Genomic DNA, 22847 nt, shown 5'->3' with positions numbered 1-22847 from the left:
CGATCAACTTATTCCTGCATTTTTCTTCAGTCTTTCAGCAATCTGCATAAAATCTTCATGAGAGATACCTGGCGCGAACTCTTCTGATATGGAGCGTAATTCAGGCATTGGAGCACCTGCTGGAGCACCGATTACAGTCTCAAGCGGCCCTCCTAACGGATGCTGACCAGCCCAGATTAAAGCGATATCTCGATAATCGGTATCACTGAACGTATATAACTTTCGGTGTACTCCTTCTGCTTCAAATTTTCGTGTTGTTTCAAATGCTGAGTTCTCTAGATCAGGAACTGGAAGCATCTTCTTAATATCAACTCCTGTTACCATCTCAATCGCTTTTGCATATGCCAAAACGTGCACACCACCGCGTACAAGAAGATAACCAATCATCTCTCTGGCAACAGGGTTACTCGTCATCTCATAAACTCTCATCTTATGGGTTCTGGCTCCACACTCTAAGAAGAAGTTGTGAAGGAGATCAAGAAGTAGATTCCCACTGCTGAATACATAATCTCCGTTCCAAGCTTTTCCCATTGAATCAAACGGGAACGATGTTTGTGCTGTTCCAATAAAATGCTGTGTGTTCCTCTTATCGGTAGCTGCTGCCATCGGTGCGTCGTTGACATCTCCAGGATGTGTCGTACCATAGATCATCATATTAATCGTATGTGAAACAAGCTCGACATGCCCAAATTCTTCTGCCGTAATACTCGAGACGAGATCAAAAAAAGGTTTTAATTTTCCTCTTTTTCTAAAGTTAAAAGATTGATACATATAGTTATTAAGTGTCGACATCTCACCAAAACGACCGCCTAGCAATTCTTGAACTGCAGCAGCGGCATTCGCATCAGGATTCGTAGGTGTTGGCAGTTCGATCGCCAGCCGGTTAAAGCGTTTAAACATGAAATTCCCTCCTCACGATTGCATGTCGTTTAAGGGTATGTGATGTCAAGATTGTACTATACCAATTATCTCATGAGTAGTTATTGATGAGACGAAGCAGATGGAAAGGCTGGATAGAGTTCATCACCATTCCATGATGTAGATAAAATCACAATAATTATTTCAAATAGTATTTAAAATTTAAAGGATAGTATTTCATGCGTACCGAAAAGTAAATAACAGAAGATTATGAATGATTTCGTTGCTCTCTGTCGAAATACCTACATCATTTTCACAATTTAATGAAAAATTTGTAAACTGCATATGGCATTTCGTCTATATTTCCATTACTATATGTAGTATAAATACTTTTATATATCAAACGTTGGCTGATTCATTTTTTATTCTTTCCATGATTTTAATGTTGAAAGAGGTGCGAGCGGTGGACATAACAGAAAGTCTAATCACATATATGGATGATAACTTGCCTACTTACTTACATGATTGGCACCAGAGAATCGTGATATCGAATCATGATGTACATAAAGAAAAAGTTATAGATAATGCCCTGCATATGGTTGAGCTAGTTAAACAGTCCTTACGACGTAAACTATCTCCCGAAGAAATTATGCGCCTCGCACATGAAGTAGCTGTACAGCGGTTGGAAGCTAAGATCAATATAGGTGAATTTGTATACAATGTAAACCTTGGAAGAAGTGAGATTGTCCGTTTCGTGACGGGCTCTGGCATATCCATTGAACAGTTACAACCTGTAATTGAAACGATCAATTCCCTTTTTGATGAGTTTTTATATCATGCGGTTAAGAAGTATACTCAGCTAAAGGATATTGAGATTGAGGAAAAAACAGTATTCATTGACCAAAGTCACAAAGAACGTTTAACCATTTTAGGACAAATGTCATCGAGTTTTGTACATGAGTTCAGAAATCCATTGACAGCTGTAATGGGATTTGTAAAGCTCATGCAGCAAGAAGATCCAAACATGAAATACATTGATATCATCAGTCATGAATTAACACAATTAAACTTTCGTATCTCTCAATTTCTTCACGCCTCAAGAAAAGGAGTACAAGAACGAGAAGCGGAGGATTTTGCTTTAGAAGATTTGTTCACAGATATTCTAGATTTTATGTACCCGAGTTTAGTGGATGCAGATGTGACAGTAATTCCCCGCATTGATCCTACGATTACGCTGCGGGCACACAAGGACGAGTTGAAACAAGTTCTGCTTAATCTCATCATGAACTCGATCGATGCGTTGCGCCAAATGAGACAGAATCGACGAATCATGATTTTTAGTAAGATCGAAAATAACGATAACGTACATATTACTATTTCTAATAACGGCCCAGCTATTCCACCCGAAACAATCAGTACGATTTTTGAGCCGTTCTTTACAACAAAAGAATTAGGTACAGGTATTGGACTATTTGTATGTAAAAAAATTATTGAAAAACATAACGGGTCCATCAGTTGTTCATCCGATGATAACATAACGACCTTCACTATCGTTCTTCCCCTTCAAGGTACTGATACCACACTGGCAGAAGAAAACTCACAAATAGAAATATAGAAAGGAACTTGGCCATCCAAGTTCCTTATTTAGTTTCATGCAACTAAGGCTTTAGGACAACCTTTATACATTCATCTTCGTGTTTGTTAAACTTCTTATCCGCTTTTTCTAAAGGTACTTTGTGCGTAATCATTTCGGTGGGGTCAAACGTATCAAGAAAAGTAATAGCTCTCTTTAAATTGCCTCCTAGGTCAAAGAATAGTACTCTTTACCCTGCAGCATTAAAAATACGTCTAAAACAGACAGTTTAAAGCTTAGCACCTACAAAGGTTGATCTTCAGCCAATAAAAATAGCCTTTTGCCGCTGGCAAAGACTATTTAAACACTATTTAATGCATCTCTTCCCGATATAACGGCATCGAACAGCATCGGAAAGAACCACCTGATTTTATGATTTCAGAAATATCCACTTCTAAAACTTCATACCCTCTTTCACGAAGTGCTGTATTAACGTTCTTATTAACAGGAAGGCTCAAAACCTTCTTGTTTCCGATAGATAATACGTTCGTACCCATCGTAAATTGTTCCTCTTTCTCTACTTCAATCACATTAAATTTTGAAGCAAGCATTTGATAGTCTTTTTCTCCAAAAGCATGTCTATAGATCAAGGCATCTTTCTCAGACAAAATGTTAAATACACAATCCAGATGCAAAAAGATGGGATCAAATGGTACAGCCACGACATTCAAATGAGGCAGCTGTGATTGAAGTTCTTGAATGGTTTCCTCAGACGTTCTTCCACTCACACCGATATAAACGGTATCGCCATGGACGATTACATCTCCGCCCTCAATCCGGTCTCCATCAATCAAAGAAAGATTAATCTGGTGTTCTAATAACCAGTTTCGCAAGACCTTCTCTTCTCCATCTCGAATATTGCTTCCCATACGTGATACGAAAACCGTTTCACCGATCGTAAATCCTATATCACGAGTGAAAACTTGTTCAGGAAACTTTTCCATCGCAGGCAGTTTATAAACGTCTACACCGTTTGCTTTCATCGTCTCCACAAAATGCTGATGCTGTTTCATTGCTCGTTTCATGTTGATGTTATCTTTTGCAAAATGACGCTGCGTTTCATTAATAATTTCATCGATCTTCATATATCTCGGTTCACACACAATTACTTTCTTTAATGTGCCGTATTCACTATCACAGTTCACGTGTTTGTATTCTCCTTTTATTACGGTAGCCATCTATAATCCTCCATGCGCTCATAAGGTATTTATAAGGCTCTTCCCTAAATCAATAGTCCCGTAAACGTTTTTTGCATCTTTCACTAGTTTATTTATATTTTTTCCAAAAATAGCTGAAAGTTAACTTCTTTTTAAAATATTTAAATAAAATGCAAAACAACAGCTGACCCCAAGGTACTTCGTAAGTACCTTTTTGAATCAGCTGTTGTCATTATTGCCACCACTCATCATGAAGAGAAGCGGGAAGCTGTCTTTTATGTTCTGTTTGAAGATACCGCTCTTCAATTTTCTTTGCTGCGTCATCAGAAACGGCTTTACCTTCTAGATAATCATCTAGTTCATCGTACGTTATTCCTAATTCGGTTTCATCTGCTTGCTGTGGTTTTTCATCTAAAAGGTCAGCCGTTGGTTGTTTGACATACAGTCTTTCTGGTGCCCCTAATTCTTTTAACAACATTTTACCTTGACGCTTTGTTAAACCCGCCAGTGGAAGTATGTCTGCTCCTCCATCACCGTACTTCGTAAAGAATCCTGTTATCGCTTCAGCGGCGTGATCTGTCCCGATTACTAATAAATTCCCCTGACCAGCAATTGCATACTGGGTAATCATCCTTACTCTTGCTTTAACATTACCTTTATTAAAGTCAGAAAGCGGCTGTGAAGCATTCGTTTTATAGCTTTCTGCAAAGACATCTACCGTTTTTTTAACATCAAAAGAAATTCGATCATCGGGATTAATAAAAGACAGTGCGAGCTCAGCATCCTCTTCATCTCTTTGTGTTCCATATGGCAGGCGCACGGCAACAAACTTTACGATATGACCTGATTCTCTCAACTCTTCTACTGCGATCTGCGCCAGCCGGCCTGCTAATGTAGAGTCTTGACCACCACTGATACCAAGCACGAAACCTTTTGCCTTTGATTGAATGAGGTATTGTTTTAAAAAGTTTACCCTGCTTTCTATTTCAGTCGAAGCTACAATATTTGATTTTGTATGAAGATCATTCATGATTCTTTGCTGCAAAGACATCGATAATCCCTCCTGTCATTTATACAGTTCATGTTTTTTTATATATTCATAACAAGCATCAGGTAAAAGATACCTTGGCTCGCCACCCTTAGAAAATTCATCACGGATATAAGTGCTGCTGATTTCCATAGACAGTCCTTTATCAATCAGATGAAATTTTGTGCCATCATCGTGGTTTCTTAGGATGGGCGAGCGAGAAATCGTTTTGACCATATTGATATCGTCCCTTGCCATCACAATAAATTTATTGCTCGCAATTAACTCTTCATCATACTTCCATTTACCATCTGCAATATCAACCAAAAGATCTGCTCCCATAATGAAGTAAACTTCATCATCAGGATATTTTTCTTTAAAATGTTCCATTGTGTAATACGTATACACTTCCCAAGCTTCTTGAAGCATTTCATGATCATCAGCTATAAATGTATGATTATTTGAGATTTCTAGCTGAAGCATCTCCCAGCGATGAGTATCTGAGGTTTTCATCGTTTTATCTTTTCGTTTACTTGAGCATGGCAGGAAAATCACTTTATCTAGCTTACAGCGATGTGCAACGGTACTTGCTGTCCATAGATGGACATTCGTTATAGGGTCAAAAGATGATCCATAGATTCCAATCTTACCCATTGTGAGATTCTCCTTCTCCGATTAATAACATAACTTTTGTTTGCACGTCTTGAATGTTCTTCATCTTGTTATCCCAGCATTCTTGACTGAGGTCAACTGGATATTCTTCGGGATGCATCGTCCGTTTGTATTCGTCCCATAATACTTCTAGATTTTCTTTTGCAAAGAGCTGTATCTCTTTAAGAGTGGGAGTTTCATAGACTACGTTACCTTCTACAAAAATATCCTGATGAAGCTCTTTCGCTTTAAAGTTCGTTACAAATTTACTGATAAACGTATGAACGGGATGAAACATTTTAAGTCGAGGCTCTTCTTCGGGCGTTTCATTGTCAAGTGCAATATAATCACCTTCAGATTTGTTATTCTGTGTATTGATGATTCGATAAACTTTTTTCAAACCAGGAGTTGTCACTTTTTCAGGATTCCCACTAATTTTTATCGTGTCTACCATGTCTCCTTGTTCGTCCTCAATAGAGACGAGTTTGTAGACTGCTCCTAAAGCTGGCTGGTCATAAGCTGTGATCAATTTTGTACCGATTCCCCACGAATCGATCTTTGCACCTTGCGCTTTTAGATTGATGATCGTATTCTCATCTAGATCATTCGAAGCAATAATCTTAGTATCTGTGAATCCTGCCTCGTCAAGCATCTTTCTCGCTTCTTTTGAAAGGTAAGCGAGATCTCCACTATCTAAACGAATTCCCTGAAAATTAATTTTGTTTCCTAACTCTTTAGCAACCTTAATCGCTGTAGGCACTCCAGATCGCAATGTATCATACGTATCTACTAAAAACACACAGTCTTTATGACGTCGGGCATATTTATGAAATGCCGTATATTCATCGCGGTACGTCTGAACAAGAGCATGTGCGTGAGTACCTGCGACTGGTATGCCGAATCGTTTTCCTGCTCTTACATTTGATGTGGCTTCAAAACCACCTATAAACGCAGCTCTTGTTCCCCATATCGCTGCATCCATCTCTTGTGCCCTACGTGTTCCAAATTCCATCACTCGTTCTTCCCCAACCACTTGTTTAATGCGGGATGCTTTTGTAGCGATAAGTGTCTGGTAGTTCACGATATTTAAGATAGCCGTTTCAATAAGCTGCGCTTCTGCTAATGGTGCTTCTATTCGTATGATAGGTTCGTTTGCAAAGACCAATTCTCCCTCAACCATAGAGCGAACAGTTCCCGTAAATTTTATTTGCTGCAGATACTCCAAATAATCTTCTTCGTACCCTAGTTCCTCCCGAAGGTAATCGATATCGCTTGTTGTAAACTTGAAATTCTTCAGATAATCTATGATTCTCTCTAATCCAGCAAATACAGCATATCCGTTCCCGAAAGGAAGTTTACGAAAGAAGACTTCGAAAACAGCCTTTTTATTATGAATATTGTCTTCCCAGTATGTTTCGGCCATATTAATCTGGTAAAGATCAGTGTGCAGCGCTAAACTATCATCAGCATATTTATTGTTCATTTCCATTACCTCCAAGAATGATTTAGATAACTTTTGCGTTCAAACAGCTCTTAAAATGTCCTAATGCCCACTCATGTCCTGCTTGGTTGAAGCTCGCTACTGCTTTTTCATGAACAACGATCTTAAGTCCGGCATTGTAAGCATCGACAGCTGTATGAAGACAGCAGATGTCTGTGCACACTCCTACGATGTGAACCTCTGTAATTCCACGTTCGCGAAGCTTCATTAGTAAATCTGTTCCCGCAAAGGCACTATATCGGGTCTTATCCATCCAATAAACATTTGATTTCGTTTTATGTGTTTCATATACTTTTTGTAAATTGCCATATAGCTCTCGACCTGGTGTACCTTCGATGTTGTGTGGAGGAAAAAGCTCGTTCTCCGGATGAAATTGATCATCGGTATGATGCTGATCAATGGCAAAAACAACAAAATCACCGTTCTTTATAAAGTCTTCCGTGACAGAGGTGATCTCACTTTCTATGTCCTGACCTGGTTTCCCACAAGTTAGAGCACCTTCATCTGCCACAAAATCAAATGTGTAGTCAATATTAATCAAAGCTTTTTTCATCGTAACTGCCTCCTAATATTGTTTTTTGTCTAACTATTAACAATTTGTTAATTATAAAACATAAAAAAATATGGTTAGTAACGTGCTGTATAGATCGGCTTTATAACATCCATCTCAATGAATGTATATAGTTTTGTTGCTCTCTTTGAAGTTCTTGTTGTTGTTTTTCCTTGTACTTCTTGAATAAAAGGAAGAGATTTAATCTTTCTTGAAAATGATTGATCACTTAGTATCGCCGGATCATTTGTTACTGTTTTTAAAACAGCCTGAAGTTCAGAATAAGTAAAGTACTCAGGTAGAAAGTTCTTAGCTACAGTCGTTTGCAGTAGATCGTTTGTGATTACTTGGATCGCATCTTCAATGATTTGTTTATGATCAAACGCTAGATCCAGATCCAGTACATCATTTATTGAGAACAGTTCAATATCAGCCGCATCATCTTGTGCTTTTCTTAGCGATAGATACGTATCAGGAACAATCGCATAATGTGCGTTCGAGATGATCCATCCTCTAGGATCTCGACCTGGTTTGTCGTAAACACCGAAATGTTTAATATGAATTCCAGAGATATTTGTCTCTTCTTCTAGCTCTCGTTTAGCTGCTTGAAAGCCGGTTTCATCGTCTTGCACAAAACCTCCGGGAATCGCCCACTTGTTTGCCTCAATGTTCATATTTCCTTCTGAATCAACCCCAGCTCTTTTAATCAGCATAATCTTGAGGTCCATCGTCGGAGGTTTATAGGCCTCATTTTTTTCTGAAGATATTGTAAAAACGCAAATATCGGAAGTGTAACCATCTGGTGTACGATATTTTTTGATGTCGTATTGTTTCAAAGCTTGCTTATTAGACAATGGTGCCCCTCCTTTTTAATTAACAAATTGTTTATTGTTAATTTATTTATATTCTATTTACCTCATTTTGTCAACAGTTAAACTTTATTTTTTAGAAAGGCTGTTTTCGTATTCATTGTAGCTTTTGATGGTAGTTGATTTCCGTTCCAGGTTGCTCGCTTTCCGAGGGGCAGGCGGTGAGCCACAGTTTTACGTTTCACTTTTAAGTGTCTCACCTGCCCGCCTGTCCCGCAAGGAAGGCTTCGGCAGCGACACATCGCACGAAGAAAATTTGAAGTTAAATTTTCGAGGAGTCTCGCACCTTGCACTCCAATCAACTTCTCTAGAAGCGAAAAAACCACCCGAGCAGAAAAATCCACCCGGATGGCTATTTCTATTGTGTATGCATAACCTCTTTTTTATACTTGGAATCAGCCTTTATTTTCCGGCCGAACAAAGCTCATCTTTTCTTTGTAAGCTGCTAAAAATGGAAGGTCCGGGTAATGCTTCTCTACAAGATTAAAAACTTCTTGAATCAACAGCTCTAACTCTTTTAAAGTCTCATGAACATTTTGAATTAAAATACGGGATAGTCGTTCATCCAAATTCTCGGGCTTTATTGTAAAAATCTCACTGTATTTGTGCATCCACTTAAATGACGGATGATGAATATACAATTTATTTAAACCGAATAGTGTTCCGAGAAGTTTCTTCTGTACACCAACCATCAGATCATACAACATGATCCACTCATTCCTATCCAACAGAGCATAGCGGTTGTTCCACCTGCTCCATAAAGCTAGATTTTCTTCTATCATGTTTTGTGCTAATTGATCTGGATAGACTTTAACTTCCTTTTTCAGTTCATTAATCACTCGATCTCCGTACAAACTCGCCCCATAAAACACGGATGAAGCCATGCACTGTTTGCCGTAATCCACTTCGAACTTCTCCACCACTTCTTTTATCCACTTTTTTGCTGTAGATGTTAAGAAACTGCTGATCTCAAACTTTACATTTTGAGGTGTTAAATAGCTCTCTGCCCATTCTTCTTCTTCAAAAGGATGCAATTCAATGATTGATCCACCGATTCTATCAATAGGTATCATTCTGTCTTCATCAGTTGGAGGTTCCGACCAGAAAATATTCAGTTCTATATCCGAGTGTTCGTCTTCCCAGCCTCTTGAAACAGAGCCAGCCAATAATACAGCCTGCACTTTTTTGTTTTCTTTATAAATAGCTGCCATTTTACTAGCCATATCTTTTAACTTCAAATTTTAACTCTCCTATTTTCATCTAACTTAACTTGCTCTCTGAGCCTACTAACATATGTCATTTATTGATACTATAAGATTATCATATTTTATGCAGCTATCGTTTATTAGGAGTAGATATGAAAAGTATAAAGAAATATGCTATACCTCAGGAAACATTGGAAAAATGGAGCGAAATTTTCGTACCAGATCGTGATCTATTCTATTTTAAAAGTAAACCAGACAATTTTCCTTCTCATAAAATAACGAAAATGAATCAAACTGTGTTTACACTGGACATTAGAACCTCTTTTCTTACATGGAGTATTGATCAAAAAGCTGAATATATAAGCGTGATGTCCAATGAGGAGTTCCATGCTCTACCTACGTTGGAAAGGGATCATATAATTGCGGAACAAAAAGCACTTAACAGAGGGCTTGTTTTTACAGAGGATGAATTAAAAGATTTGATGAAGAATTTAAATTCGTTAGAAGTTGATGATCATCTAAAGATATTAAAACGAGGTGCTTCGTTTCAAAATCTTGTGATTCTTCAAAAGTGCAACTGGGATCAATTGTCGAAAGATGCTCAACACGCCATCTTAATGAACTATGCAGATGAGTGGATTGGCGAACATGCCTTGAATCAAGAAATACGTGAGAACTATCAAACCCACTACCCAGAATTATACCCGTACATGGACACGTTTCCAGAAGAAAACGGTCCTAACTGTCTTGCGGCTGTCGCTTCAGCGGTCCGCTCTTCTACCGATGATATCAAGTGCTGGATGCAGATTGGACCCTTCTTAAATCTGTTAGAGGAAAATCACTATCATCTTAATGAGACTTCTTCTGTCCAATCCAGGGATGTATTAATATGGTTTAATCATCAAAATCAAGCTGTGCATGCTGCTTATCTTTTAAGTGAAGAGCATGCATTTAACAAACATGGCCAAACGATGTTTAACCCATGGCAAGTTATTCAAATTAGCGAACTTAAAAAAGCATGGGCTAACTTTACATGTAAAATATATAGAAAAGTCTAATTCAGAACGGTGTGGTGGGATGTTAAAAACAACAAGAATTCTATTTCGAGAGATGGTTGCTGAAGATTGGAAAGCGATTCACCAATATGCCTCAAAAGAGATAGTTTCTCAATACCAGCCTTGGGGACCGAATCAAGAAGATGACTCTATAGCGTACGTAAATGAAGTGATTAACGATGCAAAGAAGAAACCTCGAATACGTTATGCCTTTGCGGTCGTTGAAAAACAATCAAACATGTTGATCGGAGGTGGAGAAATACAGATCACCTCTTTAACAAATCGTGTGGGTGAGATCGGTTATGTAATTCATCCCGATTATTGGGGTAAAGGATTTGCAACAGAAACTGGACGACTATTGCTTAAGTTTGGTTTTGAAAATCTTCAGCTTCATCGCATTTTTGCAACATGCGACCCTAGAAATCAAGCATCAGAAAAGGTTTTGAAGAAACTAGACATGAAGTTAGAGGGTAAAATGCGTGAAACCATCCTACTTAAAGATGGATGGCGTGACTCTTTGCTATTCAGTATGCTGAAGCACGAATGGCTAGATAAAAAAGGACTCAATTAAGAGTCCTTTTCTACGTTTTATTTATGATGAAACGGACATTTCCCTGTTATCGGTTCTACGTCGTCTCCAATAAAGTATTGTTTCCATTCACGGTGCTCCGGGTCCCCATAATGACTGATGTTCGGATGCTTCGGGAGGTTATCCCACTTCTCGACCCGCTCTCGAACTTTTTCACGAGACATCGCTCCACCTGGTGATGTTCCCTCTAAGCCATCAAAAATTCGGCGAGGCTGAAATCCAAGAACTAAGCTGTTGCCAAGATCTCTTGTTTTTCTTTGTTTGTATGCGGGTGCGTTCCCGAATACGAAATATGGCTCATTATCAAACGAAAAAGCAAATAAGTGATGGTCAGGATCTTTCGGTATATGTTCTGGCCAAGGCTGATTGTCTGTTTCGTGCAATGACTGAAGCATCTTCCAAAAATAATCGCGATAATAAGGAATGTCTTTCTCTTCTTTCTCCGGCTCGACAAACACAAATAGTCCGTGACGAATTAATTTAGGTGCGTCAAAAAGTTTGTTAAATTCTCGAATCGCTTCAGGCAGGTTCGACCAATCATCATGCGTCACATACGCATAACGAAGCTCCCCCTTATTCTCAGCGGCCATTCCAAAATAACAAGGAAAGGTCTTATTTGTCACCGTCTCATGAAAAGTTTTATACTCTTCAATAACCCATGCTGGCACTTTTTCAGGATTCGTCATATCTTCTTTTTTCAGCAAACTTAATTGTTTCGTCTCCACTTAACCACTCCTCTAATCTGTTAGTGAGGAATTTCCCTTAAGCCACTTTGTTAAAACATAAATGTTACTTCTTCTTTTTTCCAGTTCATCATGTTTTCTAATTGCTCTAGATGACCAGCTAACCAGACCATTTCTTGTTGAAATCTTTTGGGTGGCTCTCCTTCATGAGGAATAACATCGATCCACCACGTACTTTCCATATACCAAACCAATCTTAAAGACATCACTAATCTTTCAACTGATAATTCATTTGTATTATTGTATCCTGTAAGAAATGCCTGGACAGCTTTACGATTTAGCGTATTATTTTGCAGACACGTTGAGATGATCAGTCTCCCGATATCCATTTCTAAATAGTCATAGTTCATCCGATCAAAATCCAGAATCGCCGTTATATGATTCTCCGAAAACAGCAAATTATCTACCCAAAGATCCCGATGACACCAGCCAGGAGTGAGATTTTCAAACTGCTCTATATTAAACGTTAAGGTTGCAGTCTTTTGAAAATCCATCAAAGAGCGGATTTGGTCTAATCCTTGTTCGTCACACTTATTTAATTCAGTTTGCCAATACTCCACACGTTCTTCTATAGAAGGAAGCTTAAATAACGTTTCTGATTTTGCTGATAACGTTCCATCATTTAATAAGTTATGAAGCTTTCCAACTTCTTCACCAAGAGATTGAATCTGTTCATTCGAAACATGACCAGGGGCAATTAAGCGTCCTTCCATAAAGCGCATAACCGTAAAAAGTTCACCTTCTGCTGACTTTTGTAAAAGATCACCTTTATACGACAAGAGTTCAGGACAGGCTAAACCTTTTGAAAACAATCTATTTTGAGTTTGAAGAGCAGATTGAATCGTTTGGAGATCATACAATTTTATTCGCTCTCGATTGTATTGTTTTATCAGATAAACACCTTGATTTGTTTCAATCTTCCATTTTTGATTGAGCCACCCTCGTTTAATGGGTGTGTATTTCTCCACTTCAAAACCAAAACGGGTTTCTACTTCCTCTTTTAAAGAAGTCCAAAGACTTTCATTCGTTATCCCTGTCTCCACTACAATCACTTCTTTCTCTGTATTACTGGAGCTCTTGCCATTTTGTCCAAAGCGCTTCATCTCTTTTTATGTAATTTCCTGCATCACGGTCCATGTATCCGTTCACAATGAATTCTCTGCGAATGGTACAAAAATCTTCATGATATGTTTTAATAAATTCGTTGATTTCTCGTTCCGTATAGGACTGATTCTCGTTTAGCTGCCGAACTAAATATTCTAGCACCACTAGCTTTTTCTTCTTTTGTGAAGGAATGTTCTTCAAACGTCCATCTTTGTTTAGAAATGCGTTTAAAACACTTTTTTGGTAACTTTCTAGGCTAGTTGTCATTATGGTTGTTCCTTTCTTTACATGAATTGATCGTCCATTTTTCAATGTCTTTAAATCCTAATCTCTTATAGATGCGGCCAGCTTCTGGGTTGTCATAGAATAAAGTAAGTGTCTTATTTTGTTGAAAAAGGTTATTCATCAGGTGTTCTACACAGATGCTTGCCAATCCTTTTCCCTTTTTTTCGGATAGAGTGCAAACCCCTGAAGCCATAGCTGCGACTGTTGTCTCGCAAACTGTAGATGCTGATGAGATCAACTTGTCATCTTCTTCGATAACGAATATCCTAGACCATCCATTCTTCATCTGATCAATAAAGGACTCCGGATTATACTCCCTCTTAAATTCAGGAATTTCCTGATAAAAAGAGATAAGCTGAGGAACTTCTTCTTCGCTTAAACATCTGACTAAATCAGAGTGGTGAAGATTTTGTATAGGATCACATTTTGCATAATAATAAATCTCGCGTTTCGAAAAACCGGCTGTAATCAGTGGTTCTATTTGGTTCGTTAAACTCTTTATTCCATTAACTTCTTTTTCATTTATATCTCTATTGATGATGTCTGCAAACTGCTGTAGATTACAGTCTGTTTCCCAATACGGTGTATATTTGTTCTTAAATTTACACAGCACAGCGATTAGCTCACCATCGGTACCGAACTGACCCCATAGTGTTTGAATCTTGTCTTCGTACCCATATGATTCTATACCCCACAATGTAAACAGGTTCTCTGCTGGCTTTTTGCCCAGAAGTCTCATTACTTTTTCATGATCACTTTGATTTAATTCTCTCATATCGTTACACCCTCAACTTAAACAGATTGGGATTGTCTATTCCGTTCAAAACCTAAATAACGTGTGCCTTGAAAAGTGAGTGTTCCTTTATCCTCTTCAACTAACATGCCATATTCTTGTGCCTTAACGTGGAATTCCATTCTGTCCCCACTCTCCACTTGAAAGGTCGCATAGTACCATGTTGAAGCAGACGTTTCATTAGAACCACCGCTTACTTCACTTCTTTTCGTAACGACTTCTGCCGCGACAGATAATACGGATTGCTTGTTGTTGCTATTCCACTGACTAATTCCTTTAACGATTACGATAACAAAAATACTTATAACGATCACAAATACAGCACCAATAAAAATGGGCATAATATCAAACATTAAATCTCCGCTGCCGCCAAATCCTGGTTCTCCAAAATCCTCCATATTCATCCCCCTCCTCACACCTTATTACCATAATATTACATACGAAAGTGAAAAAACAGAAGTTTCAGATTAAATGCATGCCTTTTACGGTACGTGTTCTTATTTTTGTTACACGTTCACCGGTAAATGCTGTCTTTCCACCTGAAGTAGCGACGCGACCACCGGTAACATGGTAATAACCACCTGAACAAAGTCTCTTTCCACCGATAAATTGAAACTCACCACCTAAAAGCACACAAAAAAGGACTCCCTTGGTTTAAAAGGAAGTCCTCATTTTATAGTTATTGAACAGCTGCTTCTTTATTTTGGCGTATTTCATAAAGTGCATTTCGTACTTTTCCAAACTCAGAGGCATGTGGACGGTCATCTCCATCTCCATAACCGTAATCTACCATTCTATTTCGGTTCAAACATAGCTTTGTAAGCTCTGGCTTAAAGAAATCAAATAGCTTAAAACGATCTTCTAGATGTGAAAATCTCACTTGGTAGGCTTCAATACTGTCTACCAAATGTAACCAGAACGCTTTTTCTTCTATTAAATCGTTACGCACCATAACGTTTGATAGATAACGCAGATGACAGATAAATAGTCCCGTGAAAATAAATTGAGTTAATCCTTCAGGTGGTTCACTTCGTAATACAGCGCGCAGCTCTTCTGGTACACCCTCTAATTCTTTGAAAGGCTGATCGGAGATGTTCACGTCATCTACGTAATCTTTTACTGCTAATCTCTCAGGTTGATAGTCTTTTAAAATTAGTATGGTGTTCTGACCATGTGGAGAAAATACAGTTCCATATTGATAGAGAAAATGCAGCAACGGAGGCATCACAACACTGAAGAACTTCTTCATCCAATCGTCAGCACTTAACCCAGACTTTTCAATCAGACTTTGTACATAAGGCTTTCCGTTTCCATCCACATGATGAAGTGCAGCAAGCGTGATCGGTTGTTCACCGTCTTTTAGATACGAGTAGATGCTTTCACGCCAGATTGTTCCTAGCATCTCTAAGTATTGATAAGGTGCTCCTTTTAGCTTGCTATAGTGAGGATGATCTACATTAATACTCGCTACCTCTCCCGGAAGCACCACTTCACATTCATCACGTAAAAATGAGTCACCCTCAAAAATTCCTTTAATGTGCTCTGTAACGCGCGGTGCGATCAGTGTTCGTTCTGACGGAAGTCCTCGATACACGAGCGTATTTAAAATACTCATCGGAAGCTTAACGTGTGACTTCAACGGGTTAGTTACATTTACAAACGTTCGAACAGATTGTTGAGGCAAATAATGATCGGTTCCTTCTTCTAAAGGAACAATCATGCCTGTCGCTAGATCCTCAGGAAAGTTTTGAACCAATACGTTATTCCACTGCCATTCATGTACCGGCATAAAATAATAATCTAGCGGTAACTTTCCGTTTTCCCGTAAAATCTCATTAAAGCGCTGAACAAGAACACCATCTAATTCTCTCATAATAAGTTTTTCATAATGAAGTTCCTGTACAGATTGAAACTGAGCACGATCGCGATGAACGGCAATCCAGAACAGCTTTGTTTCATTCTGATTCTCAGGAGCGTATTTGTTATAGTCATGAAATCCAAAACCGATACGACCTTTGTTATACGTGATCCATGGATGACCTGACATCTCGCCCTCTAGCTCGGCATAATCAAGATCAACTAATTGGTCAGACGTTCTTTTATGATTGTTTAAAAGATTCGCATCGGCAATAAGTGTATGGTTTAATTCCTTGATAAGGTGACCCGCTGTTTCTGAAGACATGCCGATGATCAGCTGGATATCCATCAAAAAGCGAATCGCATCCGTTGCAGGTTTCCATTCACCGTTCTCAAGCACCTCGATTGATTCTGGATCTACATCGAAGCTTTCAAAGTAACGTTTTTGGGCAGTAAAACGATATTTGCGTTCTTCAGTCACTGTAAATACATAACCCTCTTCTTTTTGCTCTGGGAAAATCATCTCTTCATACATATATTCTGCAAGCATCTTAGCTAACAAACTTTTGTTCACTTTTTCCCACGTATCTTTTTTTAACATGGATTCTGTTTCATTTATATAAAGCATGTTTTTCCTCCTTATGTAAGTGAAGTTTTTCTCTCTTTCTTTCTCTCGTGTACGTTCCCCATAAGAAAATCAGTAAGTGGAGAACGACGAACAAACTGGCATAAATAAATACATCCGAAATCGAACGTGTGTTAACGATGGATGATGCTGCAACAGGAGCCAGCAATAATCCAACATTTTGAATCGAAGAGATCTTGCTATAGTCGGCATGCATATTTTCACTCCACTTAAAAACAAATACGTCTAATTTCGCGAGACACCAAGCCGCTCCCATACCGAACATACACCGGAACGCGATCAGTCCTGCGATACTCGTTTCGATTCCTTGAAGAATCAAACCAACAATGATCATTGTTGTCGCTCCAACATAGCCGTACCATCCTAATCGCTCACTGTATTTCCGGATAAGCGGCAATGTGACAATCGCCATCAGACTAGGAATTAAATACAACGAACTGCTCATCATCGTATTCGTGCTGTATACATCTTCCGTGTATGTTGTAAAAAATGGCCGTATCATATTTACTGCGAGATGAAGTGTTAATACGATGCCGCCAAAAAACAGGAATTGAGTTAGCAAGCTTACATGATTTGTATGTTCTAATTCTGGTTCTACTACTGCGCTTTTGCTTACGTTTCTTAAGAAATATAGGCTAAAGAGTGCCATTAAACATTCAATGATTCCAACAATCCAGAAAATCAGTAAAGGATTTTCCATTCCTATAACCCATCCAGACGAAATAGTCGCTGTAACGATTGCCCCTTGCAAGACCGCATGATAGCTGGCTGCAGCTCCTGTTGTCGAATTTCGATTCTCTGTGATTAAAAGGGTATATAGCAAAAAGTAACTGCTTTTAAAGATCAACAGAAGTACACTTGCTGCTACAAACATTTCAAAGCTTTGTGAGATCCCCATCAAAAAGCAAGAAATTCCGGTTCCCCATTGTCCGATGATCAACATTGTAGAACTGTTATTTCTTTTGTGTGCAATCAAACCCCAGATGGGAGTACAGACCACAACGACGAGTCTGCACGTCATAATGTAGAACCCTGTCAGGTCCGGATCATTTATTCCATATACCTTTTTAAAAAATTGAGGATAAAAAGGCGATAGCAACATTTCTGTGCATACGAATAGAAAGACACAACACAATAAAAAAAGGTTTAACGAACGGTTGCGGGTTTCCATGAAGGTTCCGTTCCAAAGTTCTGAAACACATTTTTTGTAGTAACAGGATATATTTCCTTCTCAAACAATGTATTGATAATAACTGCGTTTCTATGTGCGCCAAGGCCAAGGTCTGGAGCACCTACACCGTGAGTATGAAGCTCGCCGTTTTGAATAAAAATATGGTTATTCGGAAGGCCTTTTGTCTCCAACCGATAATCGCTAGTAATTTGATAGCGGTTTTTGAAATCCCACTGAATCTGGTCCTGCATCTTCATTAAGAAATGCGGGAATGATGGAGCATAGCCTGTCCCTAAAATGATGACATCAGATTTCAATTCAAACACTTCTCCTGTAACGTTCTGACGTAGTGTAAGCAAGTGAGTATCCTCACACTTTTCAAGATGAACAAGTTCGGTCATCGCCTGTAGATGAATATCAGGCTTATGTTGTCCAACTGATTTTTCATAAAGAAGATCATAAATATCTGAGATCGTGTTCATGCTGATTCCTTTGTAGAGAAGATCTTGCTTTCTCAACAGTTCGTCCTTTTTAGATGGAGGCAGCTGGTAAAAGAAATTTGTATAATCCGGCGAAAAATACTCAAGACCAAGCTTCGAATATTCCATCGGGAAAAAGCCTTTTGATCGCGTAAACCAATTTAACGAATACGCATCATTATCCTGATGCTGTGCTAGATCATAAAACACTTCTGCTGCACTCTGACCAGAACCGACGACTGTCACTGAGTTTCCGTTAAGAATCTCTTCTTTTCGATCTAAGTATTGTGAAGAGTGGATGACCTTTGCACCAAGCTTCTTCTCTATATGAGAAGGTACAGAAGGAATCGTCCCGATGCCGACAGCAAGATGTCTCGTATAATACGTCTCTGTTTTTCCTGTTTCTTCAGATCTGACAATCACTTCGTACACAGAACTATCCGTATCTTCGACCGGTTGAATGTGCTCAACTCCCATACCAAAGCGGCAAGAATCAAGCTGACTGGCTGTCCAACGGCAATAGTGGTTGTATTCTTTTCTCGGGATATGAAAGTTCTCTAAGAAATAAAAGTGGTACAATCTATTATGTTTCTGTAAATAGTTTAGAAACGTGTATTTGCTTCTCACATTTGCCATGCTTACTAAATCCGCAAAGAATGGTACTTGTAATGTAGTACCATCGATCAGCATGCCACTATGCCAATTGAACTCTGTTTTCTTTTCAAAAAAGAGCGCTTTTTTGCCTTCCGTTTCATCAAGCATCGCCGCAAGTCCAAGATTGAATGGACCGATGCCGACACCGATGATGTCATATATCTCTTTATGTTGTGACGGTTTGAAAGACATCTTTCCATCTCCTCTCAAAAGTTTCTCTATGACAATACATAAGCATTCCCGTTTTATCCGGCAGCTCGATTGCTTTTACTTTTTCAAAACCGCACTTTTCAAATACATGTATCATCTTTTCATTCCGAATATCAGGTTCAGCGATTACCTTCTCAGTCCCTTTTGATAAAAATTGAAAATGCACGATCGCACGTAATAAAGGAAGTGCGTAACCCTTTCCAATAAAGGCTTCTACACCGATCAAAAGATGGATTCCCTGATCTTCAGGATGTGGCTCATAGCAATTTTCCACCACATCACCCTTGACCCAGTATGCTTCCCAATAGCTCATCGGAACTCCGTCTATTAAGCCTAGGTAAAGTGTTTGATGCTGATCTGCCAAAAAAGTTTCTAAATGCTTTCTGTATTCTTCAAACGAGACATCCAGTTTCCAGTATGGAATCACATACGGTTGCTGCTGCCACTTATGGAGAAGTGATACATCTCGCTCCAAATCTACTTTTACAAACGATAACGTCTTTTGGATGGTGAGATCATAGAAACTAAATTCTGGCTGCATCTGATTTCAACACCTTTTGTAATGGGTTTGGAATCTTCGTGTAGACAGACTGTGTTTCCAGTGAACCTACAAGCTCATCCATATCATGAAAACGAGTAAGCAAGTTCGCTTTACAAGGAAGTTCTTTTGCATCTAGTAAGCTTCTAATCAGGCTTGATTTTCCGTCAGTTAACGTATCATGGTGCATCAAGCGATGACGCAGCATGTTCATAAGTTCTTCTTCTTCGACAAGATTTGCTGCTCCAAAGCCATTAATCAAACCAAAAAGATGGTTCATGAAAAAATAATAACGGAAGCGCTCGATCGCGACCTCGTCGCTGCAGATCGTTACACTCTTACGGTTAAGGCTTGGAAGCTGTTCAACGAGCAAATCGGCTTTTGATTCGCTGTAATAGTAACCTTGATTATCACGGTAATAAAAACGCTTCGGATAGCCATTCTCCAATTGAACGATCGAGTTCTGCTGATGTGCCTCGAGCGCAACACCGTATCTTTCATACAGCCACAGCATTGGATCTAGAGCGATTGATAAATATTGTTCGAACCAATCTTTGCTGACATCTTCTGTCGTTCTGTTCTCCCTTTGAGCGATGTCATGAATGATTGAGGCAATTCTAGAGTTCCCTCCAAAACCGTGGTCCTGACAAAGTCCTGCTATTAAACTCGCATTTTTATCATTATCGTAAAAAGGATTCTCTCTGATCACCACTTCAAAGCCAGATATTTCTTTATCAGTTGGGATATTTAAGAATGCCGGATCTTTTATGATCTGAAATGCTGGATAGATCTCCTTCATCTCTTGTCCGATTTTTGATTGCATAAGTCGCGAAACTTCTACTCCTCTGTGCAGTTCTTTTTCCAGATTAACGCGCAGTGAATTCGTAATCTTCACAGGTACAGAGAATTTGAACATATATTTGAATTTTGGACTGTATACAGAACGCATAGAAGATGTTGCTGAGAACAGCTCACCGAATGGACCGATGTAGCTCAACTTGCCATCTTTGATTAATGTTTGAACATTGAGATCATTCAGTAACACTGGAACTTGTAATGGATGTGCAGGTAGGAAGATCGACTCTTCATCAAGCTCGTTTTGTTTGACGAACTTCTCATCTCGTTGAAGAAGCATTCTAGTAATCTCTTCAGCTATCACCTCATCTGCTGTATCCTGATCTACAATGGATCTATCCGCCTTAAAGAAATGTAGCTGGAATGTTCCTTTAAGTTCTGGGGAATAGAGAGATTCCTCTTCATCACTCATTCCTTGCTTGCTTTTTGGAGTCGGGTGAAGCAGATGACCAAACAAAAGCGACTGCTCTGCTTCAATGAATGTAAATTCACTGCTTTCTAGATTTACGGAGTCATCTTCACGTGCTTCTAAGTACCGTTGGATGTTCTTCTTGCTAAGTATCGTCCGCAGCATCAATTCATCTTCTGCATCCTCACGATCTTGTTTCAGCAATAATTCTTTAGAAAGAATGGAGACAAGCGAAATGTAATCAAGTGCTATCATGTTTTCACTGTTCTGATAAAGAATAGGAAAGTGGAACAGATGTCTGCCTGTTAAAGACCAATGCTTGATTGCCGCAAAGATGGCTGAACCTTGTTTCTTGAGTTCAATCTTCACCCATCTGTTCGGAGTCTCCCCACTCCATCCTAAATGATCAACCGTATCTTCAACGTTAACAAATGCTTGTGTTTCTCGAAGATAGCAGTTTAAAAAACTCTGTATGCTTGCATTTTCTGCTCGTTGTTTATGATTTGTCATTGGGTGATCCCCCTGTTTTCGTACTCAGCTGCAAATTGAGAAATGCTATGAAGAATATCTTCAATATCCACGATTGTTGTTCGTGGATTCAGTAACGTAAACTTTAAAAAGACTTCATCCTTCACTTTTGTTTTCGCGACCAGAGCTGTTCCTGTATAAAGAATTTTTTTATAGATATACGTATTCAGTTCATTTAATGAATCTGACGCTGCGTCATTAAAACGGAATACAATCGCATTAATCTCAGGCTTTATGTTGCACACTTCAATCTGTGGGTGCTGATCCATCACACCTGCTGCCTGTTTTGCAAGATGAAGCGTATAATCAATCATATTGGCGAAGTTCTTTTCGCCGACGATGCGTAATGACATGAAAAGCTTCAACGCATCAAAACGCCTTGTTGTTTGAACCGATTTGCTTACTAGGTGAACGAGGCCATCTTCTTCATCGTTCTCGGGATTTAAATAGTCTGCATGATGTGCGATATATTTGAAATTTGCTCTATCTTTTACGAAGAACGCACCACAGCTGATCGGTTGATAAAACTGCTTATGAAAATCTATCGTAATGGAATCCGCTTGCTCAATTCCTGCTAACTTATGAAAATGCTTTTTACTTAGAAGTAACGCACCCCCGTAAGCTGCATCAACATGAAGCCACAATCCATGGTTTTGAGCAATAGCAGCAACCTCTTGAATTGGGTCAATACTGCCGAAATCCGTTGTTCCGGCTGTTGCTACTACACACATAGGGATAAGTCCGCCACTTTTCAAGCGCTCGATCTCTTCCATTAATTTAGCTGTGTTTAACTTTTTACATTCATCCGTTTCAATCGTTACGACGGCCTGTTCACCTAACCCTAATTGAAAAGCTGACTTCTTCACGGTAAAGTGAGCATCTTCGGAACATAGAATACGAAGCTTATGCGACTCTGGTGGCAATCCTTGAGCTTTAACATTCCATCCCCATCGTTTATTACAAAAGAAATCTCGAGCGAGTAACAATCCCATATAGTTCGATTGAGTCCCACCACTCGTGAATGTTCCGTCTGCTGATGAAGGAAGAGCAAGCTTGTTACTTACCCATTTGATCAGCCGCTCTTCTAAGTAAGTTGCCGTTGAGCTTTGATCCCACGAATCCATTGATTGATTGAGTGTTCCTATGATCATTTCAGCAGCAATGGCGGGGATAAGCGGTGGACAATGAAGGTGTCCCATACTTGTCGGATGAGAAACATGAATGCTGTTTCTCACGATCTTCTCCAAAACATCGTTTAATACGGTTACTGGTTTTTCTCCATCACTCGAAGTGAGTGTTAGTTCGTTTATCTCTTTCTCAATCTCTGCAGGTAGCACGCCGTTAAAAGCATCTGAATTCCCTTTATAAAACTTGCTTAACAGCTGTTTTGTTTCAACGATGATATGCTGAAAGCTCTGTATACCTGCTTCACTATCATTAAGGAAAAAGCGATCAAAATCAGTTGTGTTCATCTAGCACC

At 39.0% G+C, this 22847-nt stretch carries 23 protein-coding genes; 3 read left to right on the top strand and 20 right to left on the bottom strand.

Going from position 1 to position 22847, the window contains the following annotated elements; genetic code table 11:
• Positions 1 to 3: 3 nt before the first annotated feature.
• Entirely contained in the window at positions 4 to 900 is an 897-nt protein-coding gene (locus tag I5J82_RS01830; protein ID WP_066391910.1) for a manganese catalase family protein, read from the bottom strand.
• A 421-nt stretch (positions 901 to 1321) separates the two neighbouring features.
• Here I5J82_RS01830 and I5J82_RS01825 point away from each other — a divergent pair, with 421 nt between their 5' ends.
• Positions 1322 to 2473, top strand: coding sequence for a histidine kinase N-terminal domain-containing protein (locus I5J82_RS01825; RefSeq protein ID WP_332873619.1), 1152 nt, complete (start codon positions 1322 to 1324; stop codon positions 2471 to 2473).
• A gap of 329 nt (positions 2474 to 2802) precedes the next feature.
• On the opposite strand, the gene I5J82_RS01820 is transcribed toward I5J82_RS01825, so the two are convergent.
• The 7 genes from I5J82_RS01820 to I5J82_RS01790 form a co-directional block, all read right to left on the bottom strand.
• On the bottom strand, positions 2803 to 3669 hold the full coding sequence (locus I5J82_RS01820) for a dimethylarginine dimethylaminohydrolase family protein (protein ID WP_198766408.1): 867 nt from the start codon (positions 3667 to 3669) through the stop codon (positions 2803 to 2805).
• 211 nt (positions 3670 to 3880) lie between these two features.
• Positions 3881 to 4699 (bottom strand): ammonia-dependent NAD(+) synthetase, encoded by an 819-nt coding sequence (nadE, locus tag I5J82_RS01815; protein ID WP_198766407.1) that lies wholly within the window; start codon positions 4697 to 4699, stop codon positions 3881 to 3883.
• A 15-nt stretch (positions 4700 to 4714) separates the two neighbouring features.
• Positions 4715 to 5329 carry a nicotinate (nicotinamide) nucleotide adenylyltransferase gene (gene nadD / locus I5J82_RS01810; protein WP_198766406.1) on the bottom strand — a complete coding sequence of 205 codons (615 nt, stop codon included), beginning with the start codon at positions 5327 to 5329 and terminating at the stop codon, positions 4715 to 4717.
• Positions 5322 to 6809, bottom strand: coding sequence for a nicotinate phosphoribosyltransferase (locus I5J82_RS01805; RefSeq protein WP_198766405.1), 1488 nt, complete (start codon positions 6807 to 6809; stop codon positions 5322 to 5324). Before I5J82_RS01805 ends, nadD begins: the two co-directional genes overlap by 8 nt.
• Positions 6810 to 6831: 22 nt before the next feature.
• The gene (locus tag I5J82_RS01800; RefSeq protein ID WP_198766404.1) at positions 6832 to 7380 is read right to left on the bottom strand and encodes a cysteine hydrolase family protein; all 549 of its coding nucleotides are present in this window, start codon (positions 7378 to 7380) and stop codon (positions 6832 to 6834) included.
• Between the two features lie 74 nt (positions 7381 to 7454).
• Positions 7455 to 8231 carry an NUDIX domain-containing protein gene (locus I5J82_RS01795; RefSeq protein ID WP_198766403.1) on the bottom strand — a complete coding sequence of 259 codons (777 nt, stop codon included), beginning with the start codon at positions 8229 to 8231 and terminating at the stop codon, positions 7455 to 7457.
• A gap of 410 nt (positions 8232 to 8641) precedes the next feature.
• Positions 8642 to 9484 (bottom strand): DUF4037 domain-containing protein, encoded by an 843-nt coding sequence (locus I5J82_RS01790; protein ID WP_198766402.1) that lies wholly within the window; start codon positions 9482 to 9484, stop codon positions 8642 to 8644.
• A gap of 119 nt (positions 9485 to 9603) precedes the next feature.
• Between I5J82_RS01790 and I5J82_RS01785 the strand changes: the two genes are divergently transcribed.
• Positions 9604 to 10509 carry a hypothetical protein gene (locus I5J82_RS01785; RefSeq protein ID WP_198766401.1) on the top strand — a complete coding sequence of 302 codons (906 nt, stop codon included), beginning with the start codon at positions 9604 to 9606 and terminating at the stop codon, positions 10507 to 10509.
• A 19-nt stretch (positions 10510 to 10528) separates the two neighbouring features.
• Complete coding sequence (locus I5J82_RS01780) at positions 10529 to 11077, top strand: GNAT family N-acetyltransferase (RefSeq protein WP_198766400.1); 549 nt, start codon at positions 10529 to 10531, stop codon at positions 11075 to 11077.
• Between the two features lie 17 nt (positions 11078 to 11094).
• On the opposite strand, the gene I5J82_RS01775 is transcribed toward I5J82_RS01780, so the two are convergent.
• The 12 genes from I5J82_RS01775 to I5J82_RS01720 form a co-directional block, all read right to left on the bottom strand.
• The gene (locus tag I5J82_RS01775; protein WP_198768875.1) at positions 11095 to 11781 is read right to left on the bottom strand and encodes a YqcI/YcgG family protein; all 687 of its coding nucleotides are present in this window, start codon (positions 11779 to 11781) and stop codon (positions 11095 to 11097) included.
• Between the two features lie 89 nt (positions 11782 to 11870).
• Positions 11871 to 12881 carry a phosphotransferase gene (locus I5J82_RS01770; protein ID WP_332873618.1) on the bottom strand — a complete coding sequence of 337 codons (1011 nt, stop codon included), beginning with the start codon at positions 12879 to 12881 and terminating at the stop codon, positions 11871 to 11873.
• A 22-nt stretch (positions 12882 to 12903) separates the two neighbouring features.
• Positions 12904 to 13209 (bottom strand): DUF2087 domain-containing protein, encoded by a 306-nt coding sequence (locus I5J82_RS01765; RefSeq protein WP_198766398.1) that lies wholly within the window; start codon positions 13207 to 13209, stop codon positions 12904 to 12906.
• Positions 13199 to 14002: a GNAT family N-acetyltransferase gene (locus I5J82_RS01760; protein ID WP_198766397.1), complete on the bottom strand. Its 804-nt coding sequence runs from the start codon at positions 14000 to 14002 to the stop codon at positions 13199 to 13201. Before I5J82_RS01760 ends, I5J82_RS01765 begins: the two co-directional genes overlap by 11 nt.
• Before the next feature lie 17 nt (positions 14003 to 14019).
• A complete protein-coding gene (locus I5J82_RS01755) occupies positions 14020 to 14418 on the bottom strand; it encodes a DUF2500 domain-containing protein (protein WP_198766396.1) in 399 nt (132 codons plus the stop codon).
• A gap of 64 nt (positions 14419 to 14482) precedes the next feature.
• Positions 14483 to 14653 carry a hypothetical protein gene (locus I5J82_RS01750; RefSeq protein ID WP_198766395.1) on the bottom strand — a complete coding sequence of 57 codons (171 nt, stop codon included), beginning with the start codon at positions 14651 to 14653 and terminating at the stop codon, positions 14483 to 14485.
• Between the two features lie 46 nt (positions 14654 to 14699).
• Positions 14700 to 16505 carry an IucA/IucC family protein gene (locus I5J82_RS01745; RefSeq protein ID WP_198766394.1) on the bottom strand — a complete coding sequence of 602 codons (1806 nt, stop codon included), beginning with the start codon at positions 16503 to 16505 and terminating at the stop codon, positions 14700 to 14702.
• The gene (locus tag I5J82_RS01740; RefSeq protein ID WP_198766393.1) at positions 16489 to 17694 is read right to left on the bottom strand and encodes an MFS transporter; all 1206 of its coding nucleotides are present in this window, start codon (positions 17692 to 17694) and stop codon (positions 16489 to 16491) included. Before I5J82_RS01740 ends, I5J82_RS01745 begins: the two co-directional genes overlap by 17 nt.
• Positions 17670 to 19019, bottom strand: coding sequence for a lysine N(6)-hydroxylase/L-ornithine N(5)-oxygenase family protein (locus I5J82_RS01735; protein WP_198766392.1), 1350 nt, complete (start codon positions 19017 to 19019; stop codon positions 17670 to 17672). Before I5J82_RS01735 ends, I5J82_RS01740 begins: the two co-directional genes overlap by 25 nt.
• A complete protein-coding gene (locus I5J82_RS01730; RefSeq protein WP_233096378.1) occupies positions 18994 to 19578 on the bottom strand; it encodes a GNAT family N-acetyltransferase in 585 nt (194 codons plus the stop codon). The genes I5J82_RS01735 and I5J82_RS01730 overlap by 26 nt, the downstream gene beginning before the upstream one ends.
• Positions 19562 to 21349: an IucA/IucC family protein gene (locus I5J82_RS01725; RefSeq protein ID WP_198766391.1), complete on the bottom strand. Its 1788-nt coding sequence runs from the start codon at positions 21347 to 21349 to the stop codon at positions 19562 to 19564. Before I5J82_RS01725 ends, I5J82_RS01730 begins: the two co-directional genes overlap by 17 nt.
• Positions 21346 to 22839, bottom strand: a complete 1494-nt coding sequence (locus tag I5J82_RS01720) for a pyridoxal phosphate-dependent decarboxylase family protein (protein ID WP_198766390.1) — start codon at positions 22837 to 22839, stop codon at positions 21346 to 21348. The genes I5J82_RS01725 and I5J82_RS01720 overlap by 4 nt, the downstream gene beginning before the upstream one ends.
• Positions 22840 to 22847 lie beyond the last annotated feature (8 nt).

This window comes from Fictibacillus halophilus (assembly GCF_016401385.1).
In the GTDB taxonomy this organism is placed as follows: Bacteria; Bacillota; Bacilli; order Bacillales; family Fictibacillaceae; genus Fictibacillus; species Fictibacillus halophilus.
This window is presented reverse-complemented; position numbering and strand designations above follow the sequence as displayed.

Bases quoted from the DNA above. Each gene is read 5' to 3' on its own strand.
- I5J82_RS01730 (WP_233096378.1), bottom strand. From the start codon at position 19,578: ATGCAGCCAGAATTTAGTTTCTATGATCTCACCATCCAAAAGACGTTA.
- I5J82_RS01805 (WP_198766405.1), bottom strand. From the start codon at position 6,809: ATGAACAATAAATATGCTGATGATAGTTTAGCGCTGCACACTGATCTT.
- I5J82_RS01755 (WP_198766396.1), bottom strand. From the start codon at position 14,418: ATGGAGGATTTTGGAGAACCAGGATTTGGCGGCAGCGGAGATTTAATG.
- I5J82_RS01830 (WP_066391910.1), bottom strand. From the start codon at position 900: ATGTTTAAACGCTTTAACCGGCTGGCGATCGAACTGCCAACACCTACG.
- I5J82_RS01735 (WP_198766392.1), bottom strand. From the start codon at position 19,019: ATGTCTTTCAAACCGTCACAACATAAAGAGATATATGACATCATCGGT.
- I5J82_RS01720 (WP_198766390.1), bottom strand. From the start codon at position 22,839: ATGAACACAACTGATTTTGATCGCTTTTTCCTTAATGATAGTGAAGCA.
- I5J82_RS01745 (WP_198766394.1), bottom strand. From the start codon at position 16,505: ATGCTTTATATAAATGAAACAGAATCCATGTTAAAAAAAGATACGTGG.
- I5J82_RS01740 (WP_198766393.1), bottom strand. From the start codon at position 17,694: ATGGAAACCCGCAACCGTTCGTTAAACCTTTTTTTATTGTGTTGTGTC.
- I5J82_RS01800 (WP_198766404.1), bottom strand. From the start codon at position 7,380: ATGAAAAAAGCTTTGATTAATATTGACTACACATTTGATTTTGTGGCA.
- I5J82_RS01760 (WP_198766397.1), bottom strand. From the start codon at position 14,002: ATGAGAGAATTAAATCAAAGTGATCATGAAAAAGTAATGAGACTTCTG.
- I5J82_RS01820 (WP_198766408.1), bottom strand. From the start codon at position 3,669: ATGGCTACCGTAATAAAAGGAGAATACAAACACGTGAACTGTGATAGT.
- nadE (WP_198766407.1), bottom strand. From the start codon at position 4,699: ATGTCTTTGCAGCAAAGAATCATGAATGATCTTCATACAAAATCAAAT.
- I5J82_RS01765 (WP_198766398.1), bottom strand. From the start codon at position 13,209: ATGACAACTAGCCTAGAAAGTTACCAAAAAAGTGTTTTAAACGCATTT.
- I5J82_RS01780 (WP_198766400.1), top strand. From the start codon at position 10,529: ATGTTAAAAACAACAAGAATTCTATTTCGAGAGATGGTTGCTGAAGAT.
- nadD (WP_198766406.1), bottom strand. From the start codon at position 5,329: ATGGGTAAGATTGGAATCTATGGATCATCTTTTGACCCTATAACGAAT.
- I5J82_RS01725 (WP_198766391.1), bottom strand. From the start codon at position 21,349: ATGACAAATCATAAACAACGAGCAGAAAATGCAAGCATACAGAGTTTT.
- I5J82_RS01785 (WP_198766401.1), top strand. From the start codon at position 9,604: ATGAAAAGTATAAAGAAATATGCTATACCTCAGGAAACATTGGAAAAA.
- I5J82_RS01775 (WP_198768875.1), bottom strand. From the start codon at position 11,781: ATGACGAATCCTGAAAAAGTGCCAGCATGGGTTATTGAAGAGTATAAA.